17 protein-coding genes are annotated in these 21,290 nt (G+C 54.5%); 6 read left to right on the top strand and 11 right to left on the bottom strand.

The features are described from left to right. Window positions 1–725: 725 nt before the first annotated feature. The 4 genes from AB7783_RS20085 to AB7783_RS20070 are packed head-to-tail and all read left to right on the top strand — an operon-like array spanning window position 726 to window position 7,805. Window positions 726–2,321 carry a type I restriction-modification system subunit M gene (locus AB7783_RS20085; RefSeq protein WP_441278602.1) on the top strand — a complete coding sequence of 532 codons (1,596 nt, stop codon included), beginning with the start codon at window positions 726–728 and terminating at the stop codon, window positions 2,319–2,321. Next, window positions 2,314–3,648: a restriction endonuclease subunit S gene (locus tag AB7783_RS20080; protein ID WP_441278601.1), complete on the top strand. Its 1,335-nt coding sequence runs from the start codon at window positions 2,314–2,316 to the stop codon at window positions 3,646–3,648. Before AB7783_RS20085 ends, AB7783_RS20080 begins: the two co-directional genes overlap by 8 nt. Beyond that, on the top strand, window positions 3,649–4,671 hold the full coding sequence (locus AB7783_RS20075) for an SIR2 family protein (RefSeq protein ID WP_441278600.1): 1,023 nt from the start codon (window positions 3,649–3,651) through the stop codon (window positions 4,669–4,671). Then, window positions 4,668–7,805, top strand: a complete 3,138-nt coding sequence (locus AB7783_RS20070) for a type I restriction endonuclease subunit R (RefSeq protein ID WP_441278599.1) — start codon at window positions 4,668–4,670, stop codon at window positions 7,803–7,805. Before AB7783_RS20075 ends, AB7783_RS20070 begins: the two co-directional genes overlap by 4 nt. Window positions 7,806–7,812: 7 nt before the next feature. On the opposite strand, the gene traD is transcribed toward AB7783_RS20070, so the two are convergent. From traD to AB7783_RS20030, 8 genes are all read right to left on the bottom strand, one after another. Further along, on the bottom strand, window positions 7,813–7,950 hold the full coding sequence (traD, locus tag AB7783_RS20065; RefSeq protein WP_441278598.1) for a conjugal transfer protein TraD: 138 nt from the start codon (window positions 7,948–7,950) through the stop codon (window positions 7,813–7,815). A gap of 568 nt (window positions 7,951–8,518) precedes the next feature. Beyond that, on the bottom strand, window positions 8,519–9,046 hold the full coding sequence (locus AB7783_RS20060) for a hypothetical protein (RefSeq protein ID WP_441278597.1): 528 nt from the start codon (window positions 9,044–9,046) through the stop codon (window positions 8,519–8,521). A 679-nt stretch (window positions 9,047–9,725) separates the two neighbouring features. Then, window positions 9,726–12,242 carry a hypothetical protein gene (locus AB7783_RS20055; protein ID WP_441278596.1) on the bottom strand — a complete coding sequence of 839 codons (2,517 nt, stop codon included), beginning with the start codon at window positions 12,240–12,242 and terminating at the stop codon, window positions 9,726–9,728. Next, window positions 12,239–13,810: a hypothetical protein gene (locus AB7783_RS20050; protein ID WP_441278595.1), complete on the bottom strand. Its 1,572-nt coding sequence runs from the start codon at window positions 13,808–13,810 to the stop codon at window positions 12,239–12,241. The genes AB7783_RS20055 and AB7783_RS20050 overlap by 4 nt, the downstream gene beginning before the upstream one ends. Next, window positions 13,807–14,193: a hypothetical protein gene (locus tag AB7783_RS20045; RefSeq protein WP_441278594.1), complete on the bottom strand. Its 387-nt coding sequence runs from the start codon at window positions 14,191–14,193 to the stop codon at window positions 13,807–13,809. Before AB7783_RS20045 ends, AB7783_RS20050 begins: the two co-directional genes overlap by 4 nt. Window positions 14,194–14,364: 171 nt before the next feature. After that, the gene (locus tag AB7783_RS20040; protein ID WP_441278593.1) at window positions 14,365–14,556 is read right to left on the bottom strand and encodes a DUF4062 domain-containing protein; all 192 of its coding nucleotides are present in this window, start codon (window positions 14,554–14,556) and stop codon (window positions 14,365–14,367) included. Between the two features lie 116 nt (window positions 14,557–14,672). Further along, window positions 14,673–15,215 carry an SLATT domain-containing protein gene (locus AB7783_RS20035; protein WP_441278592.1) on the bottom strand — a complete coding sequence of 181 codons (543 nt, stop codon included), beginning with the start codon at window positions 15,213–15,215 and terminating at the stop codon, window positions 14,673–14,675. After that, window positions 15,170–16,057: an SMODS domain-containing nucleotidyltransferase gene (locus tag AB7783_RS20030; RefSeq protein WP_441278591.1), complete on the bottom strand. Its 888-nt coding sequence runs from the start codon at window positions 16,055–16,057 to the stop codon at window positions 15,170–15,172. Before AB7783_RS20030 ends, AB7783_RS20035 begins: the two co-directional genes overlap by 46 nt. Window positions 16,058–16,643: 586 nt before the next feature. Here AB7783_RS20030 and AB7783_RS20025 point away from each other — a divergent pair. Continuing rightward, window positions 16,644–17,015, top strand: coding sequence for a hypothetical protein (locus AB7783_RS20025; RefSeq protein WP_441278590.1), 372 nt, complete (start codon window positions 16,644–16,646; stop codon window positions 17,013–17,015). Then, the gene (locus AB7783_RS20020) at window positions 17,012–17,545 is read left to right on the top strand and encodes an SLATT domain-containing protein (protein WP_441278589.1); all 534 of its coding nucleotides are present in this window, start codon (window positions 17,012–17,014) and stop codon (window positions 17,543–17,545) included. Before AB7783_RS20025 ends, AB7783_RS20020 begins: the two co-directional genes overlap by 4 nt. Before the next feature lie 199 nt (window positions 17,546–17,744). On the opposite strand, the gene AB7783_RS20015 is transcribed toward AB7783_RS20020, so the two are convergent. The 3 genes from AB7783_RS20015 to AB7783_RS20005 form a co-directional block, all read right to left on the bottom strand. Then, a complete protein-coding gene (locus tag AB7783_RS20015; RefSeq protein ID WP_441278588.1) occupies window positions 17,745–18,656 on the bottom strand; it encodes a hypothetical protein in 912 nt (303 codons plus the stop codon). A 244-nt stretch (window positions 18,657–18,900) separates the two neighbouring features. Continuing rightward, window positions 18,901–19,722 carry a hypothetical protein gene (locus tag AB7783_RS20010; RefSeq protein WP_441278587.1) on the bottom strand — a complete coding sequence of 274 codons (822 nt, stop codon included), beginning with the start codon at window positions 19,720–19,722 and terminating at the stop codon, window positions 18,901–18,903. A 563-nt stretch (window positions 19,723–20,285) separates the two neighbouring features. Next, a complete protein-coding gene (locus AB7783_RS20005) occupies window positions 20,286–21,089 on the bottom strand; it encodes an 8-oxoguanine DNA glycosylase OGG fold protein (RefSeq protein WP_441278586.1) in 804 nt (267 codons plus the stop codon). Between the last annotated feature and the right edge of the window lie 201 nt (window positions 21,090–21,290).

Raw genomic sequence — 21,290 nt, 5'->3', positions numbered from 1 at the left:
GTTCGCCAGCTGCGTTGCCACCGGACTAGCTTGCTTAGTCATTGTCCGCTCGCGATCGTGACCCGACGTTCCCGCCTCGCTACGGCACCAGCGGCACGACGGCTTACCGAGCAAGATCTCTCAAGGCTAAAGTAAGGGTTCGATTCCCTTACGGAGCGCCAGTAAAATCAACTACTTAGATGATCGCGAAAAAGATCGTCGAATATCCGTCAAATAAGCGTCCACGAACTCTAGCCAACATTCCCACGCACATTGCGAGGCGTTCAAACCGGCTCCGGGACAAAGAAACGCACGTCTCGGAAATTATCGTGGGGAAGTGAGTCGATAGCGATCCATGCGCGGGAGAACAGAATTCGACAGCCGATGCTTGCGCTGAAAGCCCTTCGCGAGTGCCCGTAAGCAATTGACTGCATGATCTCGGAATTGCGCTACAGGCGGCTCTCGGTTCGTCGTTGAGCTAAAAGGTCCAAAATGATGCCTGCATCCGCGGCGATTTCTTGGCTGGGCTCTCTTGGTCAAGTCGGGGTCGAAGTTAGGAGGCGGCTGCTTCCCGGACTAAGGAGGGCCATGGTGGGCCACGACTCGGTCGGCGCTGGCTGCGCTAGCTGATCTCCCCTCGGCTGGCGTGCCTCACGGCCACGCAACTTTCGACCGTAGAGGTATTCGCCAGTTGCCCATGGGCTGCTCCCTCAGCTATGCGTGGTGAGCAGGGGGAATACGATTCAATGGCATCGCAAAGTAATAGTGGCAGTGATCTTGGGTTCGAAGCGGAGTTGTTTAAAGCAGCGGACAAGCTGCGTGGAAATCTTGAACCTTCGGAATATAAGCACATCGCTCTTGGCCTGATCTTCCTTAAATATATCTCCGAGGCGTTCGAGCATCATCGCGCGAAGCTGTTGCAGGAAGAGTTTGCCGATCCGGAAGACCCGGAAGAATATCTCGCATCAAACGTTTTCTGGGTGCCACAGGAGGCGCGATGGGAGCATTTGCAGGCCAATGCCAAGCGCCCGCTAATCACCTTTACCGACGTCACCACCGGCAAGGAGCGTGTGGGCGACATTGGTAACCTGATCGACAACGCGATGGATTCAATCGAGCGGGCCAATTCCACCGTACTCAAGGATGTGCTGCCTAAGGACTACGGCCGCCCGCAACTCGACAAGACCATGTTGGGTGAGTTGATCGACTTGTTCTCCAAGGTCGGGATGCACAGCGCGGATGGCAAGTCGAAAGACCTGCTGGGCCGAGCTTATGAATATTTCATCAGCCAATTTGCGGGCGCAGAGGGGCGGCGCGGCGGCGAGTTTTTCACGCCCCGTTCGGTCGTTCGGACCATTGTCGAGATGCTGGAGCCGCACAACGGCCGGGTTTACGATCCCGCCTGTGGCTCCGGCGGAATGTTCGTGCAGTCCGAGCGGTTCATTGAAAACCATCAGGGCCGCCGCAGCGACATCGCTATTTATGGGCAAGAGCGCAACCATACCACTTGGAAGCTCTGCAAGATGAACCTTGCGGTGCGTGGCATCGATGCGGACATCAAGTGGAACAACGAAGGCTCGTTCCTCAACGACGCCTTCCCCACGCTCAAGTTCGATTACGCGATGGCGAACCCGCCGTTCAACATTTCAGACTGGTGGCAGCCCCAGCTTGAAGGCGATGTCCGCTGGAAATACGGAACGCCGCCCGCTGGCAATGCCAACTTCGCGTGGTTGCAGCATATCATCCACCATCTGGCCCCGCGCGGAACGGCGGGCGTTGTGCTGGCCAATGGTTCGATGTCATCGCAGCAATCGGGTGAGGGTGAAATCCGCAAGGCTATGATCGAGGGCGACGTAGTGGATTGTATGGTCGCGCTGCCGGGTCAGCTTTTCTACTCCACGCAGATTCCTGCCTGCCTTTGGTTCCTCTCCCGCGACAAGAGCGCGAACGGCCATCGGGATCGACGCGGCGAGGTCCTGTTCATCGATGCCCGCAGTCTTGGCCATATGGTGGATCGCACGAGGCGCGAGTTTTCGGAAAGTGACATCGCCACGATAGGCGGCATCTACCATCGTTGGCGGGCAAAGCCGGAAGCGGGGCTTGGCGAGTATCAGGACATTCCCGGCTTCTGTGCATCGGAAACCTTGGACGAGATCCGCAAGCACGGCCATGTCCTCACGCCGGGGCGCTACGTCGGAGCGAAAGATGCCGAGGATGACGGTGTGCCCATTGCGGAACGTTTCTCCGCATTGACCGCAACTCTGGAAGATCAGTTCAGTGAAAGTGACCGGCTTACTATGCTAATCCGCGAGAAGCTGGCAACGGTGCGTGACGATGTCTGATGTTTGGGAAACGATGACACTGGGACAGGCCGGAGTGGAGTTGATCGATTGCGTCCATGCCACTCCCAAGCCCGCGCTTATCGGCTACCCGTATATCGCCATCCCGGAAATGAAAGATGGCAGGTTGAATTTCGACGCAGCTCGCAAAATCACTAGGGACGATTTTGTTGCATGGACACGTAAAGCAAAGCCGCGCAAACACGATATTGTTCTCTCCCGCCGCACTAATCCCGGTGTAACAGCCCCAGTCGGCGAGCAATCCGATTTTGCATTGGGGCAAAATTTGGTGCTGCTTCGGGCAGATGGGACCAGCGTCAAACCAGAATTCTTGCGCTGGTTGGTTTCCAGCCCGCAATGGTGGAATCAGATTCAGAGATACATGAACGTTGGCGCGGTTTTTGATAGCCTCAAGTGCGCCGATGTTCCGAAGTTCGAGTTGCCTATCCCGTCAAAGGAAGCGCAAGTTGGCATAGCTTCTGTCCTTGCGGCGCTGGACGACAAGATCGAACTCAACCGGCGGATGAACGGGACGCTGGAGGGGATGGCGCAAGCGATCTTTCGAGATTGGTTTGTCGATTTCGGCCCCGTCCGCCGCAAGGCGGCTGGCGAAGCCGCTCCTGTGGCGATCATGGGCGGCCTTGCTCCAGACCCCGCCCGTGCCGCCGAACTTGCCGCCCTCTTTCCCGCTGCCCTTGGTGACGATGGTCTGCCGGAGGGATGGAAAGAAACCGCGATCAGCGATTTGGTGAAGGCCCAAGGAGGTTCTACGCCCAGCACTGGCGACGAAACCCTATGGGCACCGGCGCAGCATTGTTGGGCCACACCCAAAGACCTGTCGAACATGAATGACCTCGCGCTGTTCGACACGGTGCGGCAGATCAGTGACGCAGGATTGGCTAAGATCACCTCTGGACTGTTGCCCGTGGGCTCGGTGCTGCTGTCGTCCCGCGCCCCGATTGGCTATCTCGCCATTGCCCAAGTACCGGTAGCTATCAATCAGGGTTTTATCGGTCTCGCTCCGACTGCTGAGACGGGCAGCGCCTATCTCTACTGTTGGTGCAAGGCCAACATGGACAAGGTCATCGCCAACGCCAACGGCTCGACCTTTCAGGAGATCAGCAAGAAGAACTTCCGTCCGATTACGTCGGCCCTGCCAGCAGACCGCCGCATCATTTTAGAGTTCGGGAACCTGGCTGATCCACTGTTCGCCCGTCTGATTGCAGCGGCTCGAGAAAACCGCACCCTCGCCGAAACACGCGACTATCTCCTGCCCCGGCTGATGTCGGGTGCAGTGCGCATCACCCCCTCCGGGGAGGAGCGCGCATAGATGGAAAATTACTTCAGACAGCGTTTCATTGATGAATTGAATGAAGAAGGCGACATTGAAATTCGCACAAAGGTTTGGCGGAGATCCGAAATATTGGAGATGGCGGGCGATGAGATTTTCAATGCCTTACTGGTAGATTGGATCAGTTCTGAAAGGGGAAACGCCGCCGACCGGGTTGAAGAATTTCTGACTGAAAACGGTTGTATCGATCGTTTTAAGGAATTGGTGCACCGTCTCAAGCAAGGTGCCGTGCTGCCTTTCGTCGGGGCTGGTATGTCGTGTGCCAGTGGATTTCGGACTTGGGGCAATTTTCTTAAATCTCTTCTGGCTGATGCAAAGGATCGGATCCCGGAGATTGAAGACCTGCTTCAACAGAACCGCTATGAAGATGCGGCACAAGCTGTGCACGATATTCTTGGGGGTAAGGTTTTTGGTCAAGAGATTAGGGAAAAGCTGGGTCCGCATCATTGGCGGATCGCCGGGCCAGTCTGCCTTCTGCCCCAGATATTCAAGCAAGAAGTGATTACGACAAACCTCGATTATGTCCTTCCAAATGTCTATCGCGAGGCCGCTCTGCCTTTCGACAACACGTTTTCAGGTGCCGCTCTGCGGGATGCTCCCGGTAGAATTGCAAACGGCAAACATTGTCTACTACGGCTACATGGCGAGGCTGAAACCGACAACGGTCGCGTTCTGACAGCCGCAGAGTACAACATGACCTACACCGCCGAGCGGACGTTGTCGGAAGTCATGAATGCGGTTTCAGCAACACGAAGCTTCCTGTTTCTTGGATGCAGTTTGACTCAAGACCGAACAGTTGAGGCTCTCAAGCAGTTGAACGGCAAGGCGGCCATCGGTCATGCACCACACTTTGCGTTCCTACCTCAGCCAGAAGAAGAGGGACGACTCGCACGGCGAGGTTTTCTCGCAGAATCAGGGATTCATCCCATCTACTATCCGGCGGGCGATCACGATTTGATGGTCGAAAATCTTTTGATCGCTCTCATGGAAGGTATGACATGAGCATCAGCGAGGACATCGTCGAACTGGCGGCTATCGAAACACTGCAAGAACTTGGTTGGTCCCACCTCCACGGTTCCGTGATCGCGCCCGATGGCACGGCACCGGAGCGCCGATCCTTCGGCGATGTCATCCTGACCGGCAGGCTGGAAACGGCGATTGCCCGGATTAACCCCGACGCGCCGGAAGCTGCACGCGGGGAAGCGCTGCGTCGCATACTCACCGGCGAACTTCCTTCGCTAGTCGAGGAAAACCGGCGCATCCATAAGCTGCTGACCGAAGGCGTCGATGTCGAATATCGCGGTGAGAGCGGCAAGACCGCTGCCACTAAAATCTGGCTGATCGACCTTGACCGCCCGGATGTGAATGACTGGCTGGCGGTCAATCAGTTTGTTGTCGTCCAGAACCGCACCAATCGCCGCCCAGACTTGGTCTTGTTCGTCAATGGTCTGCCGCTAGCCGTATTGGAGCTGAAGAACGCCGCTGCACAGAATGCGACAATTGCCGATGCCTACAATCAGTTGCAGACCTATCTGAACCAAATTCCCAGCCTGTTCAGCGCCAACGCCGCTCTAGTGACATCGGATGGCATGGAAGCGCGCATCGGTTCGATCACCGCTAACGCAGAACGCTTCATGCCCTGGCGCACAGTGGACGGCGAAGACTTCGCCCACCGGGGCACGCCAGAACTGGAAACCCTGCTGCGCGGCGTATTCACGCGCCAAAATCTGCTGGACCTGATCCGCGATTTCATCGTTTTTGGCGACAAGGGCGAAGGCCCGTTCAAGATTATCGCCGGTTATCACCAGTTCCATGGCGCAAAAAAGGCTGTGTGGCAGGCGGTAGAAGCATCGCGGCCCGATGGAGACCGCAAGATCGGCGTGATCTGGCACACGCAGGGTTCGGGCAAGAGCCTGTTGATGGCGTTCTTCGCCGGGCTGGCAGTCAAATCCAAGGCGCTGGAAAACCCGACGCTGGTTGTCCTGACTGACCGCAACGATTTGGATGATCAGCTTTTCGGCACTTTCGGGCTGTGCCGCGACCTGATCCGCCAGAACCCGGAACAAGCGGACAGCCGCCAAGATTTGAAGCAACTTCTCGACAAGGCGGCGGGCGGCGTGGTGTTCACCACAGTTCAGAAGTTTTCGCCGGAACGAGGGGAAGAGAGTTTCCCGCTGCTTTCCGACCGGCGCAACATCATCGTCATCGCGGACGAAGCTCACCGCAGTCAATATGGTTTTGAGGCGAAGCTTAACCGGGAAACCGGGCTGCGGCGCTATGGCTATGCTCACTATATCCGGCAGGCGATGCCGAACGCATCGTTCATCGGCTTTACCGGCACCCCGATTGAGGCGGCGGACATCAATACACCAGCGATCTTCGGCGAATATATCGATATCTACGACATCAGCCGCGCGGTGGAAGACGGCGCGACGGTGCCAATTTTCTACGAAAGCCGTCTGGCGCGTATCGAACTGAGCGATGACGAAAAGCCGCTGATCGACAGCGAAATCGAGGCGCTCGTAGAAGATGAATCACTGACCGAGGCGGAAAAGCTGAAGGCGAAATGGTCAGCTGTCGAAGCGCTGGTAGGCTCCGAAAAGCGGTTGGCACAGGTGGCGGAAGATATGGTCGTCCACCTTGAAGCTCGCATCGATGCAATGATCGGCAAAGCGATGGCCGTCTGCATGAGCCGTCGCATCTGCGTTGCCCTGTACAATCGGATCATTGCCTTGCGACCCGAGTGGCACTCGACGGATGATGCCGAAGGTGCAGTGAAGATCGTGATGACCGGCTCGGCTTCGGATCCGCTGGAGTGGCAGCGGCACATCGGCTCAAAGAAACGCCGCGACGATCTGGCAAAGCGGGCGCGCAATCCCAATGATCCGCTTCGCCTGGTTATCGTCTGCGATATGTGGCTGACTGGTTTTGACGCGCCGTGCATGAACACGATGTACATCGACAAACCTATGCGCGGACACGGGCTGATGCAGGCGATTGCCCGCGTGAACCGGGTGTTCAAAGACAAGCCAGGTGGACTGGTAGTCGATTACATCGGCGTTACACAGAACCTGCGAAACGCGCTCAGCCAATACACCGATTCCGACCGAGACAAGACCGGCATAGACGAATCCGCAGCCGTCGCCGCGATGATGGAACGATACGAAGCTATCCGCGACCTGTTCCATGGCTTTGACTATGGCCCCGGTATCGACGGCCAACCACGCGAACGCCTGATCTGCCTTGGCGGAGCTATCGACTGGGTTCTGAAATGGCAAGAGACTCAAGCCGCGCGGCAGAGCACTGACGAGGACAAGAAGCGGGCGCACCGCCGCTTTATGGACATGGTGCTGGAACTATCAAAAGCCTTCGCTCTTGCGTCTGCGAGTGACGAGGCTCGTACCATTCGCGATGAGGTCGGCTTCTTCCAGGCAATCCGGGCAGTGCTGTCCAAGACCACGGCGACCGGAAAGAACAGTGAAAAAGACCGGGCTTTCGCCGTTCAGCAGCTCGTTGATCGAGCCGTTGCATCGTCTGAAATCATCGACATCCTGAAAGTGGCAGGCATCCAGTCCCCCGACATTTCCATTCTGTCCGACGAGTTCCTTATGGAGGTTGGCAAGATGGAAAAGAAGAACCTAGCGCTGGAGGCGTTGAAGAAGCTGCTCAACGGCGAAATCGTCAGCCGCTCAAAGACCAATTTGGTTGAAAGCAAAGCGTTTTCCAGCAGGCTGGAGGAAGCAGTTGCCCGTTATCATGCAGGGGCTATTTCCGCCGCCGAGATGATTCAGGAACTGATCCAGCTCGCGAAGGACATGAAGGCTGCTCGCACGCGCGGCGAAGAGATGGGCCTTAGCCAAGAGGAAGTCGCATTCTACATGGCACTTGCAGAAAACGAGAGCGCGGTGGAAGCCATGGGCAACGAAAAATTGCGTGTCATCGCCCACGAACTACTGGAACAGCTGCGCAACAACGTCACTGTCGATTGGCATCAACGCGAAAGCGCCCGTGCCCGTATGCGTGTTTTGGTGAAGCGCATACTCAAAAAATATGGTTATCCACCAGACCTTTCGGACGAGGCGGTACAGACCGTTCTTGCCCAAGCAGAGATTCTACTGAGAGAGATCGCGGACTGAGTATCTCTCACTCGCGTTCCGCTACGAACGCTTTCCCCGTTCTCGCGTACAGTTGCCGCGCACGTTCGTCGTCCTCGCTGTCAAGTTTGTCCGCCATCCAGATCATCGCGCCGTAGATCGCGCGGCTATCGCCGGTTAGGTCCACGACGCAGATTTTTAAGGCCCGGCAGGCGCGCGTGGACGCGTTTCAGAATGGTCCCGATGAATTCGCGATCATGATCCTGTCGCCGCGCGCTGGAGGCGTTGGCTGACGAGCGCCAATCATGTGATCCGGGTCTCACGCTGGTGATCCGGCAGTGGAGGACCAATGCAATGGACGCGTGGTGTGGATCGGGCAGACGCGCGATTTGGAAGTGACATCCCCATCGCCGTGCTGCCAGACGGTCGAGCGTCCTTTGAAAATCTGCACGCGTTGTTGGAAAGGAAACTGCGGTCGATGCCAGATGCTCTCCTACCGCCAAATGCGACAGAGGCCGATAGAAACGAGCTTTTCGAAGCCACGATAGGCCCGGCCTGAGGTCCGATTGTATGTTCGCGCGATCGCCTGTTCGATCCGGGTGAATTGTATCTCACCGCCCATGTCGGCGGGCCGCTCTGCAGTCCCAAGGGCTCGACATTGAATGGAGATCAGGTGGTTACGCGTAACCACCACCTTGTCAAGATTTGAACTGGACCATCGCCTGTTCGAGGTTGGGCCTAGCGGTCTCTCTTGTTCAATAAAGTTCGATCTCTGAGAAAGGAGATCCAGCCAAGGCAAAGAAGGTCTGACCAAGGTCTCGGACCGCTCCCTGCGGACTCCAGCGGTCCACCGCGTGATAAGTGACGCCACGCCGCCCCTCGATCAACAAATTCGCGCCGTCGAACCCCATCCGCCTGTCATTGGTGGCGAGTGACCAGAAGTCCGACATCGTCAAGGCCAGCTGTAATTTCCTCCAATCGTCAAGCGAGAGCGCCGAGGAGACAATCGGCTCCTCTAAATAGAGGCGCGAATGGCGTAGAAAGCGGCAATACAGCCGAAACGAATCGTCCAAACGCGCGACGTGAACGAGTGCGGCTCCACTGAAACTGCTTTGCCAAACAAATCGGTAAGCCTCGGATTCCGTCTCTCGATAATGGCACAGCGGAGGCACATCATCGACACCGAGGAAGTTCGTTCCGCCGCTGTAACAGAGATACGGATCAGTGCTGGAACGTTGGTCTGGAGACACGTCTTCGAGAGGGCCGCAGATCGGATTTTTCATTGACCGTGTCCCTCCTGAAAGCGGCGCCGCGGATTTTTCACGGCTTTTCGATGGAGGTCAACGCCATTGTATAGACCAGTCCGCGAGGCGATAACCGCTTTGTTTTGGCTTCGTTCTAGTCCGACAGGATTCGCGTTTAGCAATTGGTTACGCTGTGCTTTGTAACCAATACGGCGCCATTCTTCGGGCGCGGCGTTCACCAGAGCAAATCGGCGTGAATAGATGAATGCGCCTTACTGGAGTTGAGCAACTCGGTCTCAAGCTTGTGGACGTGCGCAGCTTAGCCCCTGCCGCGTGCATTCATGGCCCTTGCTGGAAATCCAAGTTGAATCAAAGTAGTCATCGTGGGCTGGATGCAGCGACGTGAAACGGAGCGAACAGGATGCCGGATCTGCACCTGCTGCAGCACAGCTTGCTGGCGCTCTTGGGCCTTGTCATGCCGCCCCACCGGGCCGATAGACGGCAGTTTCGTTGAACTGGCCGACCTCGCTTAAGGCCTCTCCGGTCACGAGATCGATCGCGTCATTGATGCCCACACGTTCGGAAACGCTTACAGCGATTCTTCCAAGCCGGTGGCGCTGACATCCAACCTTTGGGGTCTTCCAGCCACTTCTGCACATTTTCTCTAGTCTTCGAGATAGGGGCAATGCGGTCAAACGCTGTGTCAGCGATACTCCCCTTATTTCGGTCGCGCCGCTGTGCCAGTCTTTTTTCCAAAACCTGCACTTCCGAGCTCGCGCGGCTCAAAGATCGATTGCGCGAGAACCTTATGACTGTCCGCCAGCAGAAGCGGATCAACGCCTAGCGGTGCGCTGAGCCGTTCGCTCAACCGTTCCATCACCAGGGCAATATCTGGTGATTGAACCTCCTCGTTGTCTCTGAACCCCGTCAGACGATAGACCCGCTCTGACAGCTTCAAAAGGTATGGTTGAAGAGCTGTGTGTTCAGTCTTTGAGTACGGCGCGCAAAGACATGCATGGAGGCACCAAAAGCATGTGGCCCAACATTCCACAAGGTCGTCGGTGAACTGCTTGTGCGAAGCATCGATAGCAACGTGCCGGATGGCAGGATCAGCTCCACCAAAGAATGAAAACAAGACTCGCCCAATAAGGCGGGGCCAACTTTCGTTGCTATCGCCGACAGGTAAGACTTGGACTGACGTCTTTGCGAGAATGTTTTCTTCTCCTGCATCACAACCGGCCCATCCGGCGGCAGCGATGACGGTCAGTAAGGAGCGAAGCCTAAGGATATCAATGGTCGTCAGTCCGTTGTTAGACTTACTCTTCAATATCCTTGCATTGAACGCCAAAACCGCATTTGCGATCTGATCGCGTGTAGCTTTCGTACGCGCTTTCTTGCGATGCTTTTCTTCGCGTGCCCGCAGCTCAGGGGACGTGTCATCGTCTATTGAAATACCGGTGCCGCGCCCGATGTCTTCCTCGGCATTAGACGTCTCATCTCCGAGATCGAAAGCTTTGTCGAGCGCCCTTTCGTCCTCAATGGTCCGATGTTCTTCATTACCAAGTTGGAGAATTCGATTGAGAAATCCGCGTACAAGCGAGACATCGCTACTTCCGAAACTGCTTCTTGGTATGGTTAAGTCCTGTTCGCGCGGCGCTCGCCCGGCGACAAATTGCTCGTAGGGAAGGGTCCGATGGTCGGCATGCAAACTGCTATCTTCTCCAGCGGCGAGCTTGCGGTGCACTACCATCGTCGCCTCGCTCCGAGCGCCATTATGCGCGCTCTCAGCCACCTCGAGCTGATCCAAAATCTCTAGCAGAAGAAGAGTTACCTCGGTTTCTTCGAAGAGCTGCGATGTGGCGTTTTCAGCCTGTCGAGATCGTGCTTCCTTCGCGGTCTCCCGGATCTTGTCAATCAAAGTGACGATAGCTACTGCAGACTGTGTTCCGTCTGCACGCCTTAGCTTTGCGAATGCCGGACGATCTGAAGAATCTGTCAGACGGTAATGCCGAGCGTTCCCCTTGCGCCCGGCCGACTTGAGCGTGTGTGGAAGTTTGTTTCCCTCGTGATCAAGCAAAATGACGATTACGGAATCTGGCTCGATACCATCAGGAGGCGTCCAGACTAACAGTTCGTAATTGCATTCAAAGCGCCCTGGGAAATCGCTGTGCCATTGCTCAAGATCAACGTCGTCAACATGCTCGCTCTCCGTTAGTTGCGTCGGATTGATCTCGGAGGAAAGATCGAGCAAACCGTCTAATTCAAGCGCTTCAAAGGCGGTTCCCGCCGGGAAGCGCTGATAGATGCTCACCTCTTCATTTATGCTTCCGACGTCCTTCAGACCGAGGGCGGCAACGGTGCAGTTTGCGCTTCCGTATAAAACATGATCTGCGTCCTCTGTCTGCGCAATGAATGCTTTGGCATGCAAAAAGCGGCTTTTGCGAAATCCCTTCCTATCGAACAGCCGAACGTTTGCGAACTTCTTCAACGCTTTTACTGGAAATAGCTTGGTTTCGGAGTCAACTAGCAGATCAATCTTTGCGGGTGAAAGCGTCTTGGCAAGATAGTCCAGAGCCTTCAGGCCATCGTCCCAATAAGGACTGATCACGACAAGTCGCTCGACCGACCTGCTATTGATCTGCGCGAGAAACCTCTCTGCAATGCCCGTCCTTTGACCTGTAGTGAGAAGTGCCGCTGTTGTCCCATCCTTCAGCACGACGGGGCCGGCGGCCGCTTGCGCGCGGCGCAGCCAGCCTGTTCGGGTTTCTGCCCAGGAAATCTGAGCGTCCAGAGCCTGTCCCGTTCTGTCACAATGGCGCATCACATAAGACCACGCCTGCGCAATCAGGCGCTGCTCTCCGGAATCGTCAACCCCGCATGCAAATTCTCCGGCCAACTCCACGTTTCCGGCTAGTCCGGTGGCCGTCATATTGGCGGAACTTACAATGATGCGCCCACCATCCCGGCCGAGTTGAATAATTAGCTTGGGATGAAAAGCCCCAGCGGCCCTTTTGCCGTTGACTGTGTAAAGCCGCCCAGCGGAACGCGGTTGCGTTGCGACATTTGCGAGGCTCTGGCCGAGAAGAGCTCCATCGCAGAGTAGAATATTATTGTGGCAGCCCGCTCCCCGCAAGCGAGACAATACGACGTTTTCATAGACGTCGAAATCGATCCCGAACGTGGAAATAATGCTGGTGTGGTAGCCGCGTTCTCCAAACCGCTCATACAGCCTCATGACTTTCGCAATACCTCCACGCCACGAGCCGTAAGCCCTTTTTCACCGATCAAATGGATGTCGCGAAGAAACTGAATTGCGGGTCCAAGCCGCGGATTTGTAAAAACAGGCCCATCTTTGCCGCGAAGACGTATCAGGCCATCATCAGTTTCGATGAGAAACGTGTAGTCGCCGCGCTGAAACTTTCGGAGCGCGACCCATAGATGCCGATGCAAGACACGTTCGTCGAGAATTCGCGAAATTGCCTCAAAGAAGGGCATGTCGCCGCACCGATCCAGCCAACGTCCCTCCGTGAGCAACGAGTGAAATGCCGGGACTTCGAGGCCGCCCAGTTCTTGCGTAACATCCTCTTCGCGGTCCCGAAACCTCTTATGTAGGATACCCAGAAGCACAAGCGCTTGCGCCGCGACGTCAGCCGAGCACCAAGCCGTATCGCGCCGTACGGCCATGATCGCCCGCACCAAAGAAAATTCACTTCCTTCAGCTTTGGGATCGTTTGCATTGTCCGGGAGCTTCAGTCCGGCGACAAAGTCGTTCCATGATGATGGCAGGCGCTTTTGGGCGGCAGCAATGGCACTTGCGCTGCGAGCGATCAACGCTGATGGTTCCATCCCGCGCGGCTCGCTGCCAAGTTGATCTAGCAGGAATTTCAATAAGCATTCTAGTGCAACGTGGCAGAGGTCATTTGCGTGATAAACACGCCAGCGTTTCACTTGTACTTCCAGATCGCCGTCATCCATGGAGAAAGTGCCTCCCGCCTGATCCCTGCCGGCGTACAGCATCCATCGTACATCATTCACACTAGGGCTGCGCTTCAGGTGGCCGGCAATCGCGAGTATAAGGAGCAAGCTCGATCGACGTGAAGCGTCATCGGCATTTTCTGCGCGGACTCGTGCAAAAAGGATGTCCTCATAGAGCCGCCGTTCCGGTGCCGTCTTTCGAATTTCGGAGGGAGCAAGCTTCGCAAAGCGGTCTAGCTCGTTCAACGAAACCTTGGCCCGTTTTATTACACCGAGGAATAGTGTCGATAGCTCGCCCATTTCGTTCTCAAATACCCTGGCAAGTTTTTCGCCAATGGCAGCACTGGGCACAGCGATCTGGTGTTCCGGCGATTGTTCAAGAATTCCGATCTGAAAGAGCTGACTCGCATAAGCAAGTCCATAAGCTCCCCATTTCACGGCGAAATAGTTCGGTCGTTCGGTCTCGGCGGCGGTCGAAAAGTCAATCGTCTTGCCAGTCAGCTCTCGTAGTGTGTCTCTAGCCCAATCCGTACCAGCTACGCCGCTACTTTCGCCATAGCGCTGTGCAATCAGCGCATAAAGCGCTTCTGTGCGCCGGACAATGCGCTGCCAGTTCTTCGGATCGGTATCGCCAATCTGGGTCGCATAGACCCAGCTTAGCCAAGCATACAAGCCATAGTATCGGACCCGCAGGGTCACGTTGCCAATGCCGGGAAGCAACGTCTGATAGAGACTGACGCTGCTATTCTGCATTCCCAAAGGATCGAGCCCATTCTTTTTTTGGTAATCGGTCCATTGGGGAAAATTGAGCTTCGTTAGGACGTTCAAGTGCTTCTGTCCTCTTCCTTCTTCTCGGCGCCACGCTTGCAATGCGGACGCTTCATCCCATGGCTCCCGCGAGAGCCAGCCTCGCCGGTTGATTCGTGACCATCGTCAGCGCGTATCCACCAAGAGTGCATCCATCGCGCCAGAGAAATTGCGCCGGCAATTCCCGCAGTTGCGAAGAGCCCGTTGATGAAAAATTCAAAAAGAAAGGAGACGGGGTAGTCGTCAAATGTGATTAGGCGATAGTCGCTCGGTTCTCCTCTGCTTCGAAAATCGACCCATACCTCCCCGGTGATGAACCAGTGAAGGAGCCGATAAGCGCCAAAAAGTCCAGCGCCGACAAAAATAAGCGCGCCTGGAATTTGTGATCGTACCGATGGTGTCAAAGCATGTCCCACTCTTTCATTAGTAACAGGTATCGCAGTGGCGGCGATAGCTGCGTCCGCACCACAGGGGCAAGATTGTCGGGAAAGATCGCGTGCAGGGGCGGTAGGTTTCCGGTGCTGTCGCGGGTCGCCTTGAATCGGTTGCGGATGGCGGCTTGGTTCGTTGTGATGCTAGAGGTTGACCACGTAATAGTCGCTCCGGTCGATGATGCGCTTGATAAAATCAAGTGCTGATCCGTAGTAGGAAATAGCTCCATACGCAGCGAGATAGCCCGCTTTTGCAAGCGTATTGCTAACCTGAAGCCGCTCTTCCTCAAGGTCGGTGAAAGTCGAACTCACGAAGACCTGATAGACACGATCCAAACGAGTTCCTCCGATCCGCCATACAGCATTGACTAGTTTTGAACAGCAGCAAGGGCTGCATCGATTGGCTGGAGCCGATACGCCTCGACCGGCGACAAGTGACCCGACAGAACTTATTAGTTACCGTCCACAGTAAAACTGTAATGCCCAGCCGCGATCTTCTTTCGCGCTTCGATGAATGCCCATTCCGGTGGCGTTATGCTTGTGGACCTCGCTACGTCCATACGGTCCATCAAATCTGAAAGAAACTTCTCAGCTTGATTCACGTCCTGCGATGCAGTTATACGCGCGACGCGACGGAATCGATCCTGAAGAGACTTGTATTCGGCCGCAAGACGGGTTGTTTCATCTACGCTTGTTTGGATTGAAAGCGCATCGCTTAAGGCCGGCAAAAGACCGGAAACAAATGCGAGAAGCGCAACGAACCATTCAGGTGTGAGGTTCTTCAAAAGGGAAAGGCCGGCGAAGCCACCCAGCAAAACCGGAGTGATTGCAAAAAACTGCTTCTGGCGACGCACCCGTCGCAACCAAATATGTAAAGTGACCGATGTGTAAAGGCACGATTCTTCCTGCCGAAGGCATTCGTCAATGATCGACTGCTGCCGAGCTGCGTCTAGCTCACGTGAACTCGAATTCGCGTCCCGAATATCTTCTGCCATTCCTCACCCGCGATGATGGTCCAGTCATTATATTCATAGCTGCATGCAACTGAGGATATTTCAGTAGCAGTCTCCGCTTTCCTTGCCCAATCCGTTCCAAGTTGGATCACATCGCCTGTTCCTGGCAGAGTTAGCTGACCACCTACCAGACTACCAAGATAGATGAAGAAATCGCGGACAAGCCAATCGTACCAAAAAAAATCCCTCGAAGCGTTATGGTGCTGTCGAAGAAAGTGAACAACTAAGAGTTCTAGAACAAATGATTTCAAAGGTACGTTATTCTCACGCTTCCAAAGCTTGACCATTCTCGCAAGGTTTCTTGCGTTTCCACCACATTGAGTATCTGTCGTATCCACCAATTTTATCTGAGCGATAGGGTCAACGATCTTCCATCGTCCACCGTCGTTTGTGTCAGGCATTACAAATTGGTTGTTAGTGATTGCAAAGACTGGAACCACCTCCACCGCCAGCGAATTGAAGGCAATAAGGACAACCTGTCCGTCTGCTCTCAGATCTGACTGAGTATATTTATCCAGCAATTCCGCCCTAATCTCCTGTAGAAGAGCCGACTGCTTGTTGCCTGCCCTTGCTTCAATTCGGCTAAATACCTCGCTGGGCAGAACGAAAAATAGGTCTAAGTCTTTTGGTGGCCGAACTTGGGTCCCTTTTCCCCAAGATCCAACTACAAATCCCGGTGGATCGTCTGTCGAATGGCCATAGTAAGCCTTCTGAAGCTTTTGGCGTATGCCTAGCTGCTTAGCTAAACCATCCTGAAATTCGTCTGACTTGAGCAGCAAATCGTAATTGAGCAGCTCAAATCGCTGCTGGACGCCCTTCCACATGGATTACCTTCTGAAGCGATCACTATGCTGGCCGCGCCGAACGCTCCTGACCGAAGTGCGCAGCGCAAACGCGTAAAATGGCAAGTGTGGCGTAGTACATGAGGCGGATTCGGTCTATAATGCAACTGGAGCGAGAGTCGCTCAAATGCGCCGGCGAAGCATTCATCGAGGCGAGCTAGCAAATTTGGCGCCGACCATCGCCGATCTGGCCAGCCCGCGCCCCAACTGCTATAATTTGCTATCTAAATACTTGCTACTTTTAACGCAGTGATCGGTTGCAGGATCGTGTCAGCTTCCATCGAAACGCTTCTTCAGACGCTTAAGCAACAGATCTTAGCCTGCATTGGCGAAGGTCATGCAGTAGCGTTTATCCTATACGGCTCTACCGTCACCGCAGAGAACCCTAGGGATGTTGACATCGCAATTGTCTTAGAAGACGCGACTGACCCAATCGCGTTTATCCGAGCGATCTCGCCCATTGTCGCTAACTCAATGAAATCGTCAGGTCGTTCGATTAGCTGCTTTCCCCTTAGCGAACTGAGCTATCGGAACTCCGCTTCCCAGTTTGTTGCGAATGTGAGGAATCATGGTGTCGGTTTCTGACATTCAGCGAAAATTGCGCAAATCTGAGGAGTTTGTGGCTGCCGGTTCAACGTTGTTTCACTCGCAACATTACCGGCAAGCGATAGTAATGTTCTGGATAGCAGCTAGAGACCGTATCTTTGCATGGCTCGAACAGCGCGCGGTCCCATATGATGGAACAAGCTCTGCGGTTCTCCATATCGTCTCTCGCATTCAGTCCGAAGAGGCGCGAGCGGCGATCGTCTATATCTACACCGTAGGGGTGATGGCTGAATGGGATGAATCCATAACTATCTCTGCGACTGACGCATCGGAGTATCGGGCCGCCGCCGATAGACTAATAAGTATTATTGCTGACAGTGGTATTAACAGATGACTTTTGACGAACCGCACTTTCATCGGGTCTGCGACGAAGTTTTGCGGCATCTCGAAGATACTGAGATTTCAAAATTGGCGCATTGGCATGCAGCACAAGTCTACAGCACGTTGAACCGCTGGCTAATCGGCGTACCGGCAACACTGATGTCCATTGCGCTAACATGGATGTTAGCCGCAGACACGAAAACCGTCGTTTCATTTCAGCAACTTCCAGTCTTTTTAAGTCTGGCTGTTAGTATGCTGACTGGCATTGGCACATTCTTAAATTTGAACGAAGCAGCAACGCGCCATCGCTCTACTGCGGAGAATCTGCATGGCTTGTGGAGAGACTGTAAGAATTGGGAGACGGAGTTTCCCGATTCATCGGTTTGCGAAAAAGCCGTACAGACGGCTCTAGCCTATCGCCGCCGATTAAACGAGATCAACAAGGATGCTCCGCAAATCCCCAAGTGGGCCTGGAGAAGCGTCAAGCGCCAGCGCTCTGAGGGGTCGGTCTCTTACAACTCTGAAAATATTGCAAGTTCCTAATCTTGCATACTGGATTTCGATCCAGAAGTCTAAATGAGACGCGGACTAATGAATGCCGAGCAACGCGCGTCGCAAATTGCGCGAAGCTGCCCCGCGTCGATTGAGGCGTGGCCGATTAGCTCGCAGTGAAGGCGAAAAGCATCAACTTCCTGGCTCCGGTGTAGGGTTTGCTGATCTGTTTGCTCGAATGGTGGGCTGCTCAAGGGGCTGCAGGCGGGCCCCATGGTGAAGGAAATGGATCCACGGCATCAAAGACCAGCCGTTCATTCTCGATGGTTATGCGAACCCCGCCATTGTGCGGGATTTTGTCCGGCAAGAGCCGTTGATGGACCGGATAGATTAGTGAGCCGACGAAATATCCAACGCAACAGATGCTCCACTCAATTCCGAAATCTGTATGTCGCATCAGGATGCTCGTGCGATCCTTCTGAATGGTTCGCTCTTGAAGAAGGCGAAACGCGTCAAGCACAGGATCATCGGCTCGCAATACGAATGGATCAATATAATAAAGCCTCGCTTGATTGCTCAAAGGATCCTTGCATGTTCCAATCATTGAGCGAAGCGCATCGGTTTGTGCGGTAGCGAGAAATGCCTCGCCGAAGATCTTCCACCCCAGACCAAGCAGCGTCTTGGCGACAAACCTAGCTCGTGCGTTGCTGTCAATTTGCATAGCCGGGATTGCGAAGCCAGTACTCGCAAGAATACTCGGGTGAAGGAATTGTCCCGTCCTGGTGTCGTACACTTTTGGCGGGCCCTCCTTCGGAACCTCAACGTTGTACTTCAATTCTGCGTCGTACCAAACCTCGCCTCGTTTCCACGATGCTGCGCGTTTCAAAATCGCACGAGGCGCTTGGCGACTATTGCCCCTCATGTCGGTGTCGCGGCGGCCAAACATGATTATCGGATCATTGGTGACCTTTGTATCTATCTCGTGACCGATACGGGAATTGACAGCTTTGCTGCATGGGATTGTCGTCGCGCCCTTCCCGCCGAGCGCGCGAGGAATAACGTGCTCGGAGCTTATAGCAGCGTCAGGCAGATGATGTCCGGAATAGACGCAAAATGTTCGCCATTCGGGAGAGAAACGCGCCATTGGAATTTCGATTCGCATCAGTTCGCCTGAACAGTGTCCCTTTCCACCATCACGGTGGAGATGCTCTCTCTAACATCGGCGATGACGGACGTAACTCATCAATCGGTTATGCTCCGTCTTCAGCGCTTAATTGCTGCCAGCGGGCGAACGCAAAAGAGGCCTCGACGAACGATGCGAAGAGACAACCGAAGCGATTCATTGTCTCAGTACGATCTTGAGATCACTCGATCGAAATGCCTGAACGCAAAGAACGTTGCATCCGCTATTTCGGCTTGATCGACTTCTCTCCGCGAGCAACGCGCCTCTGCCAGTCACCTAGCCAACGCCCATCCAACGCTTCCCTCGCCAAACTGAGGGCGCCGTTTACGTCTCCCATCGAAATCAGGTGCTGATAAAGCTTCTGATATCCGACATGGGCCACCGGCACCTTGAAATAGGTTGCTCGTGGTCGAGAATATTCGATCATTGCTTGGCACGCGGACATCAAGATCGGCAGGAGATCTTCGTCTCCGCGGCTTGCTTTGAAGATCATATCGATTTTATTTGAGTGAAACGAGAGCGATTTCGGGATGTCCTTCTCGCTCACTAAGTCGATGGATTTGTCGAGCAGTTTTGCTGCCAAGATCAAATCAACTGGGGCAACATAGTGCAATGCGAGGTTGCTCAGATAGTCAGCGCTGGATCCGCCGAGCCATGGTACTGAGTTGACACCATCAACGCTTTTGTTGCCACGCGCTGTGCGGATGCGTGCTTTTTCAGCATCGCTTACCGAGGCATCCCACCACTCGCACAACTGATGTCCGCGAATGGCGCCGCCATAAAGTTTTCTCCACTTGAGGTCGTATTCCGACCTCTGGCGATCCTTCGGCTTCTTCTCAACGGATTTCCGGACTGGCTTTTTCGGACGATAGCAGCATGGGCAGCACCAGTATTCAACGCCAATGTAGTCTTTCCGGTTGCCGAATTCCGCAACGATAACTTCTGGCATCATTCTGACTAGAGCCGTTACCTTCTTGCCACTGTCTAACCAGCAATCCTCACACATGTAAGGATGTCCGCTAAACGATAAAACGATTTCACCCATTCGAAATCCTTAGGTGCAGGCGCAAACGAGATTGCTGTGATGTTCTCTTATTGTGTAAGCCGATGAAAGGGTCTGCCTTTTTGACCCGCGTGCGACTTCGACCAACCTCCGACCAGATATCCTACGCCTCAATTGAGCCGCGCTTGTATTCCTTGGACTGGCAACGTCTCCAAGAATCATGACGGCATAAGCTGTAACGAGACGTATATATCGGCAAAGTTATTTTTATCACCTGATAGCCAGCGCGGCGTTTCGCCGCCATGGGATCGAGGATCGGTATCGCATAATCATAAAAATGATCACTTCGCTACGCTCGTTGAGACGATGCAGTCGGCCAGCATACTGAGCGGGGTGCCTTTCCAAGCAATTGGCATGGTAAGAAAAGGGGTATCGAGGCGGGAATCATCAATTCACCGAGCGAGTACCCATGTTGAAGGGGCGGCTTGACCGGAAGGTCTCGACGGCGACCGATACGCTTGGATCACGCGCCGCGGCTCATGTGGGTGCCTCCGTGCAAGGGCCCTCGAGCGTCCGCTCGATCATCGATAAATCTGGCCACCGGGCTAAGCTGACGCTCGCCATGTGCCTGGACGTGCTTTTGTCAAGAATAGCGCCGTTTCGACTTGTGACGGGCACACGTTCTGCATTGAACCGGAGAGCAAAGCCGCGGTCTCGTGCGCTTCGCGCACGTATGTGCCATAGGCGTTTGCAGCTCGTCCGTACCAGTGATACGAGGTACCTAAAAGCTCTCTAGTCTTAGGAAAGCTGCTGGACCAAGGTGAGGTCCGATCGATAATCGCCTTTATGACGTTGCGATCGAAAATTAGCGCCTTACCTTCATTGAAATTCAATTCGGTGAAATAAAGGATCTTGCTCGTTGTGGCGAATCCGACCCCAGAAACAACGTCGTTCAGCAAGCGAATAGAGGTGACTGCATCGGTTGGTTTTGCGCGCGCACTGTCGAGAATATCGACAAATTTTGAAACTGCGTTGAACGCTCGGACAAATCCTTCATGTCGTCCTCTTGGACCTCCTCTGGGAAAACCCCAGACCATCGCCGCTATAACTCCAGTGGCTGCATCGTGCTGCGCAAGTTGAAAAACCTGCCTTCTAGTAAAAAAATCCTCCGACCGGGCGATTTTCAGTGCGGTCTGGAGCTCAGAACAATGCGGCAGTAGCCTGACGTGCTTCAACCACACATCCGGATTATGACGCGCGCCGAAATTAAGGACGGTGGCTAGATCTGGAATCGATTTATCGAGGCTCATCTCAAACTTCGGTTTAAGCTCGCGATCAGATCTATTGGAAATCTTGTGCGCGATTGTGCCTTGGTAGAGGGCGTCGGTTTGATTGAGTTCTTCGACCATAAAATCTGCGACATCTCGGGATGACGGCATCTTACGTTTTGACCGGGGCAAGGTGAAGAATTCCTAAGGGCGCAGTTTTCGCTTCCACGGGGGCTGCGGGACGGAAGAGTGGATACTCCTAGGTTCAATTGGAGGGGGCACGCACAGCGGGCGACTGTCTCGGATACGCTCAAGCTCTTCGTCTTCCTCGTCCATCATGCG

The sequence above is a fragment of the Tardiphaga sp. 172_B4_N1_3 genome (assembly GCF_052076035.1).
Lineage (GTDB): Bacteria > Pseudomonadota > Alphaproteobacteria > Rhizobiales > Xanthobacteraceae > Tardiphaga > Tardiphaga robiniae.
The sequence above is the reverse complement of the archived record's forward strand: the minus strand, read 5'-3'. Positions and strand labels throughout refer to the sequence as shown.